We start from the raw sequence: 15,984 nt of genomic DNA, 5'->3' as shown, positions 1-15,984 counted from the left end.
ATGAGCCGGCACACAGGAGAAGGCGGAACATGAGCGAGACGACGCAAGCCGCTGACGCAACAGGCGGCAACGAAACGCAAAGCGGCTTCAAACCGAAAAAATCCGTCGCGCTGTCGGGCGTGACCGCGGGCAACACCGCGCTGTGCACGGTCGGCAAGACCGGCAACGATCTGCACTATCGCGGCTACGACATTCTCGACATCGCCGAGGCGTGCGAATTCGAAGAGATCGCTTACCTGCTGGTTCACGGCAAGCTGCCGACCCAGTCCGAACTGACCGCCTACAAGACCAGGCTGAAGTCGATGCGCGGCCTGCCCGCCAACGTGAAGGCCGCGCTCGAATGGATTCCGGCCGCCGCGCATCCGATGGACGTGATGCGCACCGGCGTGTCGGTGCTCGGCACGGTGCTGCCCGAGAAGGACGATCACAACCTGTCCGGCGCGCGCGACATCGCCGACAAGCTGATGGCCTCGCTCGGCTCGATGCTGCTGTACTGGTATCACTACTCGCACAACGGCAAGCGCATCGAGGTCGAAACCGACGACGATTCGATCGGCGGCCACTTCCTGCATCTGCTGCATGGCGTCGAGCCGTCGAAGGCGTGGGTCGATGCGATGCACGTATCGCTGAACCTGTACGCGGAGCACGAGTTCAACGCATCGACCTTCACGGGCCGCGTGATCGCGGGCACGGGCTCGGACATCTATTCGGCGATCACCGGCGCGATCGGCGCGCTGCGCGGCCCGAAGCACGGCGGCGCCAACGAAGCCGCGTTCGACATCCAGTCGCGCTACCAGACGCCCGACGAAGCCGAAGCCGACATCCGCCGCCGCGTCGAGAACAAGGAAGTGGTGATCGGCTTCGGCCATCCGGTCTACACGATCTCGGACCCGCGCAACAAGGTCATCAAGGAAGTCGCGAAGAAGCTCTCGAAGGAAGCGGGCAACATGAAGCTGTTCTCGATCGCCGAGCGCCTCGAATCGGTGATGTGGGAAGCGAAGAAGATGTTCCCGAACCTCGACTGGTTCAGCGCGGTGTCGTATCACATGATGGGTGTGCCGACCGCGATGTTCACGCCGCTGTTCGTGATCTCGCGTACGGCCGGCTGGAGCGCGCACATCATCGAACAGCGCGTCGACAACAAGATCATCCGGCCGAGCGCAAATTACACCGGACCCGAGAATTTAAAGTACGTGCCGCTAAATAGGAGAAAATAGCGGTCGCTGTGCGCTCCACAGCGCGTGCAGTTCAGCCCGCGCGGCCGCCGGACCGGTCGTCCGCGCACTGTTTAACTGATTTTGATAGAAAGGTTTTCTCCATGAAAAAGCTGATGATCGCCGCCATGATTGGCGCCCTGTCTACGACGATGCTGACCGTCGCGACTGACGCCGCTGCTGCGGACACGGCCACCACCACCACGAAGAAGGCCGTCGCCAAGCGCCCGGAGCCGCGCCGCCTGGTCAAACGCAAGGCAAATCCGGTGAAGGAAGCGAAGGTCGATCCGATCCCGGAAGGGTCGGAAAAGTGGTCGTGCAAGGACGGTCTGGCTTTCGAAATGAAAGGCGACATGAAGCGTGACCAGATCGTCACGGTTCACTGGGCGAACAAAAACTACAACCTGCCGCGCGAAGCGACCACGACGGGCGCCGATCGCTTCCACGACGCAGCAACCGGTATGGACCTCGTCGTGATCCCGACGAAGGCCATGCTGTTCCAGGACAAGGACAGCTCGCGTCTCGCCGACGAGTGCAAGACAGTCGCGATGGAACAGGGCGCGCCGGCTGCAACGCAATCGAACGCGATCAACAAGACCGGCAACTGATTTTCGCCGCCAGGGAAGCCCCCGATGTCCGCCCCGATCTCCAACGTACGACCCGCCCCGGACGCTGTCCTGGTCGATATCGTCGACTACGTGCTGGATTACCGGATCGACAGCGCGCTCGCGCTGGAAACTGCGCGTCATTGCCTGATCGACACGCTCGGTTGCGGACTCGAGGCGCTTACCTACCCGGCCTGCACCAAGCTGATGGGACCGATCGTGGCAGGCACGATCGTCCCCAACGGCGCGAAGGTGCCGGGCACGTCGTTCCAGCTGGACCCGGTTCAGGCCGCCTTCAACATCGGCGCGATGATCCGCTGGCTCGATTTCAACGACACCTGGCTCGCGGCCGAATGGGGCCATCCGTCCGATAACCTCGGCGGTATTCTCGCGACGGCCGACTGGCTCTCGCGTACCGCCATCGCAGCCGGCAAAGCGCCGCTGACGATGAAAGACGTCCTGATCGCAATGATCAAGGCGCACGAAATTCAAGGCTGCATCGCGCTCGAGAACTCGTTCAACAAGGTCGGGCTCGATCATGTGCTGCTCGTCAAGCTCGCGTCGACCGCGGTGGTCGGCCAGCTGATCGGCCTCACGCGCGACGAGCTGATCAACGCGGTATCGCAGGCGCTCGTCGATGGGCACGCGCTGCGCACCTACCGCCATGCGCCGAACACCGGTTCGCGCAAATCGTGGGCCGCTGGCGACGCCACCTCGCGCGCCGTGCGCCTCGCGCTGATCTCGAAGACCGGCGAGATGGGCTATCCGTCGGTGCTCAGCGCAAAAACGTGGGGCTTCTACGACGTGCTGTTCAACGGCAACGCGTTCCGGTTCCAGCGTCCGTACGGCTCGTACGTGATGGAAAACGTGCTGTTCAAGATCTCGTTTCCGGCCGAGTTCCACGCGCAAACCGCCGCGGAAGCCGCGCTCGCGCTGCATGCGCAGCTCGCCGCACAGGGCCGGCGCATCGAAGACATTCGCCGCGTGACGATCCGCACGCACGAAGCCGCGATTCGCATCATCGATAAAAAAGGCCCGCTGAACAATCCGGCCGACCGTGATCATTGCATCCAGTACATGATCGCGGTGCCGCTGATTTTCGGCCGTCTGACTGCCGCCGATTACGAAGATTCAGTGGCGCAGGACTCGCGTATCGATGCGTTGCGCGCGAAAATGGAATGCGTGGAAGATCCACAGTTCACGAAGGATTATCACGACCCGGAGAAGCGTTCGATCGCCAATGCACTGACGATCGAATTCAACGACGGGTCGAAGTTCGGGGAAGTCGTAGTCGAATACCCGATCGGTCATAAGCGCCGCCGCGAGGACGGTATTCCGTTGCTGGTCGAGAAGTTCAAGACCAACCTCGCGCGGCGCTTTCCGGTCAAGCAACAACTCGCGATTCTCGACGCATCGCTCGACCAGGCCAGGCTCGAAGCGACGCCGGTCAATGAATACGTCGATCTTTACGTCATCTAGGCTGAGTACTGTAGTTCCGCGATCCAAACCAAGGAAAACACCATGGCCCACAACCTCCACAAAACGCTCAAGGAATTCGACAGCGGTTCCGGCAAAGGCAAGTTCTACTCCCTGCCGCAACTCGGCAAGGCTCTGAACCTCAAAATCGACCGTCTGCCGGTCTCGATCCGTATCGTGCTGGAATCGGTGCTGCGCAACTACGACGGCAAGAAAATCGCCGAAGAACATGTCACGCAACTCGCGAACTGGAAGCCGAACGCGGCGCGCGTCGATGAAATTCCGTTCGTCGTGTCGCGCGTCGTGCTGCAGGACTTCACCGGCGTGCCGCTGCTCGCCGACATCGCCGCGATGCGCGGCGTCGCGAAGGCTGTCGGCAAGAATCCGAAGTCGATCGAGCCGCTGGTGCCGGTGGACCTCGTCGTCGACCACTCGGTGCAGATCGACCACTTCCGCGAGAAGAACGCGCTCGACCTGAACATGAAGCTGGAATTCCAGCGCAACAACGAGCGCTACCAGTTCATGAAGTGGGGCATGCAGGCGTTCGACACGTTCAAGGTCGTGCCCCCGGGCGTCGGCATCGTTCACCAGGTGAACCTCGAATACCTCGCACGCGGCGTGCACAAGAAGGCCGACGGCGCGGACACCGTGTACTACCCGGATTCGCTGGTCGGCACGGATAGCCACACCACGATGATCAACGGCATCGGCGTGGTCGGCTGGGGCGTGGGCGGTATCGAAGCCGAAGCAGGCATGCTCGGCCAGCCGGTGTACTTCCTGACGCCGGACGTCGTCGGTGTGCACCTGAAGGGCAAGCTGATCGAAGGCGTGACCGCAACCGACCTCGTGCTGACGATCACCGAACTGCTGCGTAAGGAGAAGGTCGTCGGCAAGTTCGTCGAGTTCTTCGGCGAAGGCACGCGCTCGCTGTCGGTGCCGGACCGCGCGACGATCGGCAACATGGCGCCGGAATACGGCGCGACGATGGGCTTCTTCCCGGTCGACGAAAAGACCATCGAGTTCTTCCACGGCACGGGCCGCACGGACGCGGAAATCTCGGCGTTCGAAAACTACTTCAAGGCGCAGGAGCTGTTCGGCATTCCGGCCGATGGCGACATCGACTACACGAAGGTCGTCACGCTGGATCTCGCCACGGTCGCGCCGTCGCTGGCAGGCCCGAAGCGTCCGCAGGACCGCATCGAGATCGGCCACGTGAAGTCGACCTTCACCGACCTGTTCTCGAAGCCGGTCTCTGAAAACGGCTTCGCTAAAAAGGCCGCCGATCTCGACGCGCAATACACGACGAGCAACGGCGTCGACGTGAAGAACGGCGACGTGCTGATCGCCGCGATCACGTCGTGCACGAACACGTCGAACCCGAGCGTGCTGCTCGCCGCCGGTCTGCTCGCGAAGAAGGCTGTCGAGGCTGGCCTGACGGTTGCGCCGCACATCAAGACGTCGCTGGCGCCGGGATCGCGCATCGTCACCGAGTATCTGACGAAGACCGACCTGCTGAAGTACCTCGACAAGCTCGGCTTCACGCTGGCCGCATACGGCTGCACGACGTGCATCGGCAACGCGGGCGACCTGACGCCGGAACTGAACGAGGCAATCACGAAGAACGACATCGTCGCGGCAGCGGTGCTGTCTGGCAACCGTAACTTCGAAGCGCGTATCCACCCGAATATCCGCGCGAACTTCCTCGCGTCGCCGCCGCTCGTCGTCGCATACGCGATCGCCGGCAACATCACGCGCGACCTGATGACCGAGCCGGTCGGCAAGGGCAAGGGCGGCAAGGACATCTACCTCGGCGACATCTGGCCGACCAGCGACGAAGTCAACGCGCTGCTGAAGTACGCGATGGATGCCGACGCGTTCCGCAAGAACTACTCGCAGCTCACGAAGAAGGGCGACCTGTGGAGCAAGATCGAGGGCGAAGAAGGTCAGGTCTACGACTGGCCGAAGTCGACCTACATCGCCGAGCCGCCGTTCTTCGGCAAGGACTTCTCGATGACGCCGGCTTCCAGCATCGCGCCGGTCAAGGGCGCACGCGCGCTGGGCATCTTCGGTGACTCGGTCACGACCGACCACATCAGCCCGGCAGGCTCGATCAAGGAAGACTCGCCGGCAGGCCGCTGGCTGAAGGAAAACGGCGTGCAGAAGGCCGACTTCAACAGCTACGGCTCGCGTCGCGGCAACCACGACGTGATGATGCGCGGCACGTTCGCGAACGTCCGTATCAAGAACCTGATGATCCCGGCGAAGGCGGACGGCACGCGCGTCGAAGGCGGCCTGACGATTCATCAGCCGAGCGGCGAACAGCTGTCGATCTACGACGCGGCGATGAAGTACATCGACGCCGGCACGCCGACCATCGTCTTCGCGGGCGAAGAATACGGCACGGGTTCGTCGCGCGACTGGGCGGCCAAGGGCACGCAGCTGCTGGGCGTGAAGGCCGTGGTCGCACGCAGCTTCGAGCGGATCCACCGTTCGAACCTCGTCGGCATGGGCGTTCTGCCGCTGCAGTTCAAGGGCTCGGATAGCGTACAGTCGCTCGGCATCACCGGCGAAGAAACGTACGACATCGAAGGCCTCGGTGACGACTTCAAGCCGCAACAGGAAGTCACGCTCGTGATCCACGGCAAGGACGGCGACAAGCGCGTTCCGGTGCTGCTGCGTATCGACACGCCGATCGAAGTGGACTACTACAAGCACGGCGGGATTCTGCCGTTCGTGCTGCGCTCGCTGCTGGCTGCTTAAACCCCGCGGCAACGAATATAGCCTCGCTGTTTTGCAGGGGCTGCGTCCTGTGGAGGGCGCAGCCGACTTTGGAGCCCGACCTCAGGTCGGGCTTTTTTTTGGTTCTTCGCAGCGTGCCAAGCAGGATGCGGAAGGGACTCGAACCTGACGCGAAGTTCGGCATCACGACAACATGCCGCGCGACAACCTGCCCAATTTCTTCTTCGCGGGAAATACCTTACATTTTCCTTGAGGCGGCAAACAGTTGAGGTAGTTGGAGTAGCCGCCGAGGGCGTCTTCGATCATGAGAAGACGTGTGTGGGATGCGTCTCACCCCGGGCGTCAGCGCCGCGCTCGTGCACAGCGCACATATGACGGCCGCACGCCGTCCCCTGGCTGCGGCGCCCCGTGAGACGTGTCCTCCTGATACAACGCAAGCTGAATGCTATGCTCAACTTCACCTTGGAGGGAATGCCTTTGAATACTGACTCTGACCACTGCTATGTAAGCCGCTCGCGTGGCTTCGGTAAGAGCCAGCGAGCATCCCGCAGGACTGAACGGTCCTGATAGATACGTCTGAAGACGTGTCCTGTATGAAACGCGCCGGTACGCAATGTCCGGCGCGTTTGTTTTTCTGGTGCCCAACTCGACGGGACCGCACCTAGTCCGCGAAGGGCGTGCAGGGTTCGGTGCCCGCCACCATCACTTCAAGCCGAAATCGACCCGCGTCGTCGCACCCTTGTCCTTGATATCGTCGGCATTCATCTTCGGAGCGACGATAAACACGCGGCTGCTGTCGATCTTGCCCTCCAGGTACTGTTGCACGCTCTGCGCGCGCTGCTGCGCAAGCTGCCGCAGGCTCGCGTCGTCGATCGGCGCGTTGGCCGCGAGCGCGCTCTTCATGTCGTCGTCGGGCAGCGTCTTCGTCATGCCGATGAAGTTGCGCGGTTTCTTGAAGTCGGAGGACTTGTAGGCCTTGGTCAGATACTTGTCATAGTCTTTCTGATCGACCGTGACCGTCGACGGATCGACGCTCTCGCCGTTACCCACCGTATCCTTGATCTTCTGCCGCTTGACCATCTGATCGACGTATCGCGTGCGCAGCGCCGGCTCGTCGACCTTCGGATCGACGCGGCCAATCAGGTCCATGCGGATCGACGGCTTGTCGGTGAGTGCCTTCACGATCGTGTCGAGTTTCTGCTTGTCGGCGTCGGTGAGCGTGGCCGAGCCGGCCTCGAATTCGACATAGCCGAGGTCCTCGCCACTGCCGCCGAACGCATGCGCAATCAACGAGAATGGCGCGGTCACCGCCTTCTCGAGCAGATTCAGCACCGCATGCCAGATCAGCCCGCCGATGCTGAACTCGGGGTTCGACAGCGAGCCCGACACCGGCAGGTTCACGTCGATCTCGCCACGCGAGTTCTTCAGCAGCGAGATCGCGAAACGCACCGGCAGTTTGGTCGCGGTGTCGTTGTCGATGTGATCGCCGAAGGTCAGCTGATCGATGAACAGGTGGTTGTTCGCGTTCAACTGGTCGTTCGCAAGCTGATAGTGCAGATCGACGTTGAGCTTGCCCTTCGTGATCGGATAGCCTGCGTATTTCGCCGAATACGGCGTCAGGTTGGTCAGCTCGATGTCGTGTGCGGTCGCGGTCAGATCGAGCGCCGGTTTCGCGATCAGCGGATTGACGGTGCCGCGAATCGTGAGCGGACCGTTGGCCGCGAGTTTCGCGGCGACGTCGACCGGTGCGGGCGTGGTCGATTCCGTACCGAACGCGCCGATGGTGCCCTGAATGTCGACGAGGTTCGCCGTGTAGTTCGGCTTGATGAAGTTGTCGGTGTAAGTCACGCGGCCCTGTTGCAACACCAGTTGCCCGAAGTGCATCTTGAGCGGATTTTGTGGCGGCGTCGCGGCCGTGGCGGTGACCACAGGCGTGGTGGTTGCCTTGCCCGCCGCTGCAGCCGATGCTGCCCCGACCGGCGTCGGCGCCGACGCCGCGACGGCTTCGGACACCGCCTCGGGCGTCAGCGGAATCGGGTGGGAGCCGCTCTTGCTGCGCGTCAGCGACTGCGTCGTACCGCCCTCGTGCGCGACCACATCCTTCAGGTTCAGCTTGCCTTGGGCGTCGAGCAGCACGCGGCCATAGAACTTCGAGAACGTCACCCGCCCCGCGTCGACCACGGTCCCTCCGTGCTCGTCGTAATCGGCCTTCAGGTTCGTCAGCGCAAGCGAGCCCCAGCCCGCGAACAGGTCGGATGTCGCCTTGTCGATCAGCCGCACGGCGACGAGCGCCATGTCGCCGCGATAGTTCGCCTTCAGCGACTTCGCCTGGCTGACCGAGAGATCGCCATTCGCATTCAGCAGCGCGCTCGCGAGCGACGCGTTCAGCTTGCTGCCGAAGTACGGCTCGAACGCGGCCGCGTCGAGCTGGTTCGCGTTGAGCTTGACGGCCAGCTTCAGCGGCGTCGCGGTGACGTCGCCCTTTACGCCGAGCGTGCCCTTTTTGTTCAACGTCGCCTGCAGGTCGACGGGCAGCGGTCGGCTCAGGTCGTCGCTGATCTGCTGCACCTTCAGCTGCACCGGCGTAAAGCTCAGTTTGACTGGCTGCGGCGTCGTGTTGTCGGTGAACTCGGCGGTCGCGTCTTTGAGCGTCAATTCGCCGATCTTGTAGCGCCATGCCGGGCCCTCGGCCTGCGCTTTTTTCGCCGCGTGAATCGCCGTGCGCTCCGTCGCCTGTTCATGCGCCCCGGCGAGCGAGTTCAGATTAATGGTGCCGTCCTTCAGGCGTTGCGCGTCGACCGCGAGGCCGGTTGCGTCGACGCTCGTCACGTCGGCCGTGCGCGCCGCGACGTCGACCTGCTTGACCACCACGTTGCCCTGCGCGAGCGAGATCACCGGCGTTTTGTCGCCGCGCGCCGCGAGCTTCACCTTCTGCATGTCCAGCTTCGTGTCCGCGACCGTCAGCGCCATGGGCGACTTCGACCAGTTCGCGTCGATATTCGTCGTCGCGGACAACGCACCGTCGAGCACCTGCGCGGACGTCGCGGTGTCGAGATATGGCTGCAGCGGCGGCAGCTTCAGCGACTTCAGATCGAGCTTCGCGCTCGCCGTCTTCGCCGCGAGGCCGACCGTGCCGTCGGCGGCGAGCGAACCGCCGCCGTCCTTCAGGTTCGTGTTCAGCGTGTAATGCGCGGGCGCCGACGCGAGCGTCGAGAAATCGGTCAGCGTGACCGCGAGATTTTGCAGACCGGCTTCGACCGGACGGGACGCGGCCTCGTCGTGTACGTTCACAGTGCCGTCGTTGAGTGTGAAACGTTTGATCGCGACGTCGAACGGCGGGGCCGCTTTTTCGGCGGCGGCGGCTTTGGGCTTGGCATTGGTGTCCGCGGTTTCCTTTGCCGCCGGTTTGCCCGGCGCGGGCGCAAACATATGCTCGACGCTCAACACACCGTTCTTGTCGCGCGCGAGACTCGCGCTCGGCGCGTCGATGCGGATATCGTCGAAGTGATAGACGCTCTTCAACGGCTCGAGCGATGCCGCCGCCACATGCACGGCGCGCGCCGCGAAGAACGGGGCCTTGCCCTGATCCTGCACGTCGACGCCGTTCAGGTCGACGGTGCCGGCCACCCGCAGCGACGGCGTGTCGTTCGCCATCACGAAGTTCAGCTTCAGGTCGGTGGACAGCTTGCCCGACTGCACGATCACCGGCAGCTTCGACGGCGCGTAGGACACCAGCTTCGGCACGTCGAGATCGTCGAAGCGCAGCGACACTTCCGACTCGCGCGACGCAGCGAACGGCTTGGTCCTGCCGTCGATCGCGAGCTGACTGTCCCCGTCGATGCGCGCGCGCAGTAGCGGTTCGACGAAGATATCGGTCTTCGACGGCAGCGTCGCGATGAACGGAATGCCGAGCTTCCATTCATCGATCACGTGACTCGTGCCGAGCACGCGGTCGTCGAACTTGACCTGGCCGTTTTCGACGCGAATGTTGGACACCGAGAACTGCGTCGGCTTGCTGTTCGGTTTTGCCGGCTGATTCGCGAACTTCTCGATCAGGTCGCTGAAATTGAAATGCTGTGCATCGAGGCGAACGAGATGAAAGCGCGGTGAATCGACCTGCACTTCGTCGACGATCGGCGCGCCGCGAAACAGCGAACTCCACGACGGCTTCACGATGAGCCGCGAAATATCGACGAAGTCACCCGCGCCGCCGCGCTCGCCGATATGCACGTTGTCGGCCTCGAAACGCAGGGTGTACGGATTGAGCGCGATGCGGCCGATCGACGCCGGCCGGTCGAGCTGCTTGCTCAGTTGCTGGCTCGCGATATGGCGAATCAGCGGCGGCGCCGCGAAAAAGCCGAGCAGGCCGAACACGACGACGAAGATCAACAAACCGACGAGAATTCGCCGCGTACGGTGCGACTGCGCGACTGCGCGCACAGTCTGAATGGAGGAGGCTAACGATGCTTTATTGAGGCTTGCCATGCTCGATGTGGAGGAAGGCGGCGGCAAGCCCGCCGCGAAAAACAGAGATCCCGCAAGCGGCAGTATAAGTCTTGAATCAATGGTTAGACAGGAATGTCAGGCCCACCTTGACGAATCGTGCTGCTGACCGACCGGTTTTCCCGCGCAGAAATTATCGCGAGCGTTAGATAACGACACCGGACGGCGGCGCGCGGTTTGCCCGCGCGCCGTTCACATCATTGCCGCACGACCGGCGGCGGCTGCCAGCTGCCGTCGGTGGCTTGCGGCTTCGGCGCATAGAGGCGCAGCACCAGTTGCATCTCCGCGCGCGGTGCGGGCAGCCAGTTGCCGGTGCGGCTGCGCGTCGACGACACGACCACATCGAGCGAACCATCGCGATTGCGGCGCGCGCCATTGCGATCGCCAACCGCGAGCCGCGCCGGCGCGTTCTCGCTCAGCGCGCCATCCTTCGTGTACGCGGTGATCGTCCAGAATCCGCGCACCGGCGGCAACTGGTTCGCCGCGAAGTGGATCACGTAGCGATTCGCGCCGTTCAGCGTGTTGCCGTCGCTGTCCTGCGTGACGACCGCGCGTACTTCGTCATCCTTCGTGCCGATCCCCAACTGCGCGCTCGCCGCATACGCGCGCAATGCGTAGTCGGGACCATAGTTGCCGACGCCGTCGCCGAGCCAGCTCCAGCCATTCGCGCTCAGCAGATTCGACGGCGGTGTCGCGACGCGCTCGCGACCCTCGGCGAGACCGGCCGCGAGCACAGCCGATGACTTCGGCAGCTTCACGGGATCGCCCGGCGTCACGCCGAGGTCGGAGAGGAACTTGAGCGCGTGCGGATCGGCCGGTGTCGGCGGATTGTCAGGCAACGCATCGGCAAGACGGCCGAAGAAGCCGCCTGCGTCGAGCGCGGCGACCTGCTGCGCCGGCGTGCCGCTCGGGCCCGCCACGCTGCTTGCGTAACTGCGCGGCGGCACCGCCGGCTCCGCGTCGCCGACAAACACGCTCAACGGCTCCAGACGGATCGCGCGCTGCAGCTTGCGCACCGCGTTCAGATCGCGCGCACCGCTCGACTGGATGCGCACGCTGATCCAGGCGTTGCGGGTCGGCACCTCGACGCGCGTCGCGCCCTTCGGCAGCTCGCCCTTCCAGCCCGGCGCGACGAACGCGATCGTCTGCGCGCGCAGGCCCTTCGCAGTGCCCGTGCCCGTGGCGAACTGCGGCCCGGTCGACCACGCGACGTTGGTCCACATGTCGAGCACGCGCGCATCGACGTAACGGCCATGCGAATCAGGTAGCGCCAGGATCACCGGCTCGGCTGCAAGGTCGAGCCAGCCGGTCGAGTCGAGCGTGTCGAGGCTCGGCTGCGGCGGGTTGGTCGCGCCGATCGGCGGCAGCGCCTGCGCGTGACGCAGCGTGTTGAACGGCGCCTGGCCCGGCTCTGTGCCGACCGCCGCATCGCGCGCGGCGCTCATCAGCACGAGCGGATAGCCGAATACGTACGAGTCGGCGACTTCGTCCTTGACCCAGCCGTTGCTTTGTTGCGTCGCGATGGGGGTCGACGCGCAGCTGGCCAGCAGTGCGAGACCCGCGAGCGAAACACAGGTTCGTTGCAGCAAAAACAGTTCTCGGAGATTTTTTATCATTCGTTCAGAGTGCGGAGCGTGCAGTCCTATAGGAGATGCCGGTGTGCAGCGCCACGTGCATGCGCGGTTCTCCCGAAACACTGCGCAGCGAGTCCGCGGATTGCGATTCCGACAACCTCGCGTTGTATCGTATCCTTGCTAGCCAGGCAAGCACAAAGCAGGGAATTGCAGCTAGCGGCGCACAGGCGGCTACCCGAGGGAGCATCCAGCGTCGCTGCCACATTATGTTCCCGCGCCAACGGCTCGCGCGAACGCGCGACGCTTTTTTGATTCGCGAATCCGTCGATCCGCCTTTTTGCCGATTGCCCCTACTCTTTCGTCGTCCTGCATTCGGAGCGTTTCAATGTACATGCCCGCCCATTTCGAAGAGAACCGTCCAGAGGTTCTTCACCGCCTGATCGCCGAGCACTCTTTCGGCGCGCTGATTACGCACGGCCCCAATGGGCTCGACGCGAATCATTTGCCGTTCGAGGCGCAGGCGGACGCGGCGGATTCGTCACGGCTGGTACTGCGCGCGCACGTCGCGCGGGCGAACCCGGTCTGGCAGGAAGCCGCGACTCATCCCGAAGCGCTCGTAATCTTCCAGGGGCCCACCGCCTATATTTCGCCTAGCTGGTACCCGAGCAAACACGAAACGCACAAGCAGGTGCCGACCTACAACTATATGGTCGTACATGCACATGGCAGGATCGTGGTGCATGACGATGAATCGTTCCTGCGGGGCCTCGTCGCGCGACTCACGCGCAAGATGGAAGCCGGCGAGCCGGTGCCGTGGAAGATGGGCGACGCGCCGGCCGACTACATCGCGCAGATGCTCGGCGCGATCGTCGGTATCGAAATCGAGGTGACGCGGCTCGTCGGCAAATGGAAGCTCGGCCAGAACAAGGCAGCCGAAGACCGGCGCGGCGCGGCGCAAACGCTGCTCGCGCGCGACGGCGATCAACAGAAAGCGGTCGGACAGGCGATGCTCGACGCGCCGCCGGCGTTTTGACGGCGAGCGCATAATCCGGCCTTGACCTTCCCATCATGGGAAGGTCGATACTGGCTTCACCATGCGGCCCGATGCCGCCACGAGCCTTGCCTGCCATGACCGGACTTGCCAACCCGCAGCGCCCCGCCGACGCTGCCGCTTCCCCTTCACTTACGCGCGTCGTCGAACTCGACATCGGCGGGATGACTTGCGCGTCGTGCGCGAGCCGCGTCGAAAAAGCGCTGACCAAGCTGCCGGGGGTGGCGCGCGCATCGGTGAATCTCGCGACCGAGCGCGCCCGCGTGGAAAGCGACGCGACGCTCGCGCCTCAGCAACTGGCCGATGCCGTGCGCAAGGCCGGATATGAAGCAACGCCGGTCGCTAACTCCGATGTCGCCGAACAGACAATCGCGCCGCTTGCCGCGGCACCCGCCGACACGCCGCTGACCACTGAACTGGAGATCGGCGGCATGACCTGCGCCGCCTGCGCGTTGCGCGTCGAAAAGGCGCTCGCGAAGGTGCCTGGCGTCGTGCGCGCGTCGGTCAATCTGGCGACCGAAACCGCCACCGTTCATCCGCAAGGCACCGCATCCGCCGATGCCGCCGCGCTGATCGCCGCCGTCAGGAAAGCCGGCTACGAAGCGACGCTCAGCGCACCGCCCGCTGCTGTCGCTCCCGCCGAGCCGACGGCAGCGACGGCCGCCTCGACTGGCGACGTCAGCGAGATCCTCGACACGACGCACGCCCCGGCCGTCGACCGCAAGCAGATTCAAATCCGCCGCGACCTCGCGAGCGTGGTCGCGTCCGCGTTGCTGACGCTGCCGCTCGTCGCGCCGATGTTCGGCGAATGGTTCGGCCTGCACGCAATGCTGCCGGCGTGGCCGCAGTTCGTGCTCGCGTCGATCGTGCAGTTCGTGTTCGGCGCGCGCTTCTATCGCGCCGCCTGGCGCGCGGTGCGCGCCGGCGCGGGCAACATGGACCTGCTGGTCGCGCTCGGCACGTCGGCGGCGTACGGCATCAGCGTCTACGAACTCGCTCTGCATCGGGGCGACACGATGCATCTGTACTTCGAGGCATCGGCGGTCGTGATCACGCTGGTGCGCTTCGGCAAATGGCTCGAGGCGCGCGCGAAGCGCCAGACCACCGACGCGATCCGGGCGCTCAACGCGCTGCGCCCCGAGCGCGCGCGCATCCGCGACGGCGCCGGCGAACGCGAGGTACCGCTCGCGCAGGTGCGGGTCGGCACCATCGTGATCGTCCGGCCGGGCGAGCGCGTGCCGGTCGACGGCGCAGTGCTCGAAGGCCGCACGCATATCGACGAAGCGCTGATCACCGGCGAAAGCCTGCCGGTGCCGAAGCAGACCGGCGACGCCGTCACGGCCGGCTCGATCAACGGCGAAGGCGCGCTCGTAGTGACGACCACCGCGATCGGGGCGGAGACGACGCTCGCGCGCATCATCCGGCTCGTCGAAAGCGCGCAGGCCGAGAAGGCGCCAATCCAGCGCCTAGTCGACCGCGTCAGCGAAATCTTCGTGCCGGCCATTCTCGCGCTCGCCGCGCTGACCCTCATCGGCTGGCTGATCGCCGGCGCGGGCGCGGAAACCGCGATCCTGAACGCGGTCGCGGTGCTGGTGATCGCCTGCCCGTGCGCGCTTGGACTCGCGACACCCGCCGCGATCATGGCCGGCACCGGCGTCGCCGCGCGCCACGGCGTGCTGATCAAGGACGCGGAAGCGCTGGAAGTCGCGCATCGCGTGTCGATCGTCGCGTTCGATAAAACCGGCACGCTGACGCTCGGCCAGCCATCAGTGACGGCGTTCGAGCCGGTCGGCAGCACGAGCCGCGACGAAGCGCTCGCGCTCGCGGCGGCGGTGCAGCGGCATAGCGATCATCCGCTGGCGCGGGCGGTGGTGCGCGCGTACGAGGCTCAACTCGGGCGAATCGCTGGCGAACCCGGCGGGCCAACCGCCAGCGCCGCTCGCGCCGTCGCCGGCCGGGGCGTCGAAGCCGACGTCGACGGCCGCACCCTCGCGCTCGGCAGCACGCGCTGGCTGCGCGAGCTCGACATCGCATTGCCGGCCGCGCTCACCGCGCGCGCGCAGGAACTCGAAGCGGCGGGCAACACGGTGTCGTGGCTGATGACGCGTGCGCCGGACTCCCCCGAAGCGCTCGCGCTGATCGCGTTCGGCGACACGGTGAAGCCGACCGCGCGCGCGGCCGTCGCGCGGCTCGCGCAAATGGGCATCCGCAGCGTACTCGTGACCGGCGATAACCACGGCAGTGCGGCGAGCGTCGCGCGGGCGCTCGGCATCGACGAATTTCACGCCGAGGTGCTGCCCGACGACAAGGCCCGGGTGATCCGCGACCTGAAGATGCGCCACGCCGGCATCGTAGCGATGGCGGGCGACGGCATCAACGACGCGCCCGCACTGGCCGCCGCTGACATCGGCATTGCGATGGCGACCGGCACCGACGTCGCCATGCACGCGGCCGGCATCACGCTGATGCGCGGTGACCCGGCGCTGGTCGCCGATGCGATCGACATCTCGCGCCGAACCTGGCGCAAGATCCAGCAGAACCTGTTCTGGGCATTCGTGTACAACCTGATCGGCATTCCGCTGGCCGCGTTCGGCTTACTCAATCCGATGCTGGCGGGCGCGGCGATGGCGTTTTCGAGCGTCAGCGTCGTCACCAATGCGCTGCTGCTGCGGACGTGGCGCACAGCGCGCGGTCGCACCGTCGATCAGGCGCGTTGAGTAGCGAAGAACACCCTTCCCGCCTTCCGTCTCGTCCTTTTTGGGGCCCGCTGCGGCCCCTTTCGACCTGTTACGGCCGGCTTACATTCACCCTCAAGCCCGCCC

Annotated in this window: 9 protein-coding genes; 6 read left to right on the top strand and 3 right to left on the bottom strand. The window is 64.7% G+C overall.

Going from position 1 to position 15,984, the window contains the following annotated elements; translation table 11 throughout:
- The first annotated feature begins 29 nt into the window (after nt 1-29).
- The 4 genes from prpC to acnA all read left to right on the top strand — a co-directional run bounded on the left by prpC (nt 30) and on the right by acnA (nt 6,055).
- Nucleotides 30-1,217, top strand: a complete 1,188-nt coding sequence (prpC, locus tag QFZ94_RS09290; protein WP_429456412.1) for a bifunctional 2-methylcitrate synthase/citrate synthase — start codon at nt 30-32, stop codon at nt 1,215-1,217.
- Nucleotides 1,218-1,318: 101 nt separating this feature from the next.
- Complete coding sequence (locus tag QFZ94_RS09285; protein ID WP_013092926.1) at nt 1,319-1,822, top strand: hypothetical protein; 504 nt, start codon at nt 1,319-1,321, stop codon at nt 1,820-1,822.
- A gap of 24 nt (nt 1,823-1,846) precedes the next feature.
- Nucleotides 1,847-3,298 (top strand): bifunctional 2-methylcitrate dehydratase/aconitate hydratase, encoded by a 1,452-nt coding sequence (locus tag QFZ94_RS09280; RefSeq protein WP_429456408.1) that lies wholly within the window; start codon nt 1,847-1,849, stop codon nt 3,296-3,298.
- 42 nt (nt 3,299-3,340) lie between these two features.
- Nucleotides 3,341-6,055 carry an aconitate hydratase AcnA gene (gene acnA / locus QFZ94_RS09275; protein ID WP_368584182.1) on the top strand — a complete coding sequence of 905 codons (2,715 nt, stop codon included), beginning with the start codon at nt 3,341-3,343 and terminating at the stop codon, nt 6,053-6,055.
- 162 nt (nt 6,056-6,217) lie between these two features.
- On the opposite strand, the gene QFZ94_RS09270 is transcribed toward acnA, so the two are convergent.
- From QFZ94_RS09270 to QFZ94_RS09260, 3 genes are all read right to left on the bottom strand, one after another.
- On the bottom strand, nt 6,218-6,340 hold the full coding sequence (locus QFZ94_RS09270; RefSeq protein WP_429456405.1) for a hypothetical protein: 123 nt from the start codon (nt 6,338-6,340) through the stop codon (nt 6,218-6,220).
- Between the two features lie 396 nt (nt 6,341-6,736).
- Nucleotides 6,737-10,519, bottom strand: a complete 3,783-nt coding sequence (locus QFZ94_RS09265; protein WP_429456403.1) for a DUF748 domain-containing protein — start codon at nt 10,517-10,519, stop codon at nt 6,737-6,739.
- Between the two features lie 215 nt (nt 10,520-10,734).
- Nucleotides 10,735-12,153 (bottom strand): DUF1254 domain-containing protein, encoded by a 1,419-nt coding sequence (locus tag QFZ94_RS09260; RefSeq protein WP_429456401.1) that lies wholly within the window; start codon nt 12,151-12,153, stop codon nt 10,735-10,737.
- 343 nt (nt 12,154-12,496) lie between these two features.
- Between QFZ94_RS09260 and QFZ94_RS09255 the strand changes: the two genes are divergently transcribed.
- Nucleotides 12,497-13,144 carry an FMN-binding negative transcriptional regulator gene (locus QFZ94_RS09255; RefSeq protein ID WP_410848766.1) on the top strand — a complete coding sequence of 216 codons (648 nt, stop codon included), beginning with the start codon at nt 12,497-12,499 and terminating at the stop codon, nt 13,142-13,144.
- 95 nt (nt 13,145-13,239) lie between these two features.
- A complete protein-coding gene (locus QFZ94_RS09250; protein WP_429456399.1) occupies nt 13,240-15,879 on the top strand; it encodes a heavy metal translocating P-type ATPase in 2,640 nt (879 codons plus the stop codon).
- The last annotated feature ends 105 nt before the right edge of the window (nt 15,880-15,984 follow it).

Origin of the sequence: Paraburkholderia sp. JPY465 (genome assembly GCF_050436725.1) — a bacterium.
GTDB lineage: Bacteria > Pseudomonadota > Gammaproteobacteria > Burkholderiales > Burkholderiaceae > Paraburkholderia > Paraburkholderia youngii.
The sequence above is the reverse complement of the archived record's forward strand: the minus strand, read 5'-3'. Positions and strand labels throughout refer to the sequence as shown.

Coding starts and splice junctions, on each gene's coding strand:
- prpC (WP_429456412.1), top strand. CDS start 30: ATGAGCGAGACGACGCAAGCCGCTGACGCAACAGGCGGCAACGAAACG.
- QFZ94_RS09285 (WP_013092926.1), top strand. CDS start 1,319: ATGAAAAAGCTGATGATCGCCGCCATGATTGGCGCCCTGTCTACGACG.
- QFZ94_RS09280 (WP_429456408.1), top strand. CDS start 1,847: ATGTCCGCCCCGATCTCCAACGTACGACCCGCCCCGGACGCTGTCCTG.
- acnA (WP_368584182.1), top strand. CDS start 3,341: ATGGCCCACAACCTCCACAAAACGCTCAAGGAATTCGACAGCGGTTCC.
- QFZ94_RS09270 (WP_429456405.1), bottom strand. CDS start 6,340: ATGATCGAAGACGCCCTCGGCGGCTACTCCAACTACCTCAACTGTTTG.
- QFZ94_RS09265 (WP_429456403.1), bottom strand. CDS start 10,519: ATGGCAAGCCTCAATAAAGCATCGTTAGCCTCCTCCATTCAGACTGTG.
- QFZ94_RS09260 (WP_429456401.1), bottom strand. CDS start 12,153: ATGATAAAAAATCTCCGAGAACTGTTTTTGCTGCAACGAACCTGTGTT.
- QFZ94_RS09255 (WP_410848766.1), top strand. CDS start 12,497: ATGTACATGCCCGCCCATTTCGAAGAGAACCGTCCAGAGGTTCTTCAC.
- QFZ94_RS09250 (WP_429456399.1), top strand. CDS start 13,240: ATGACCGGACTTGCCAACCCGCAGCGCCCCGCCGACGCTGCCGCTTCC.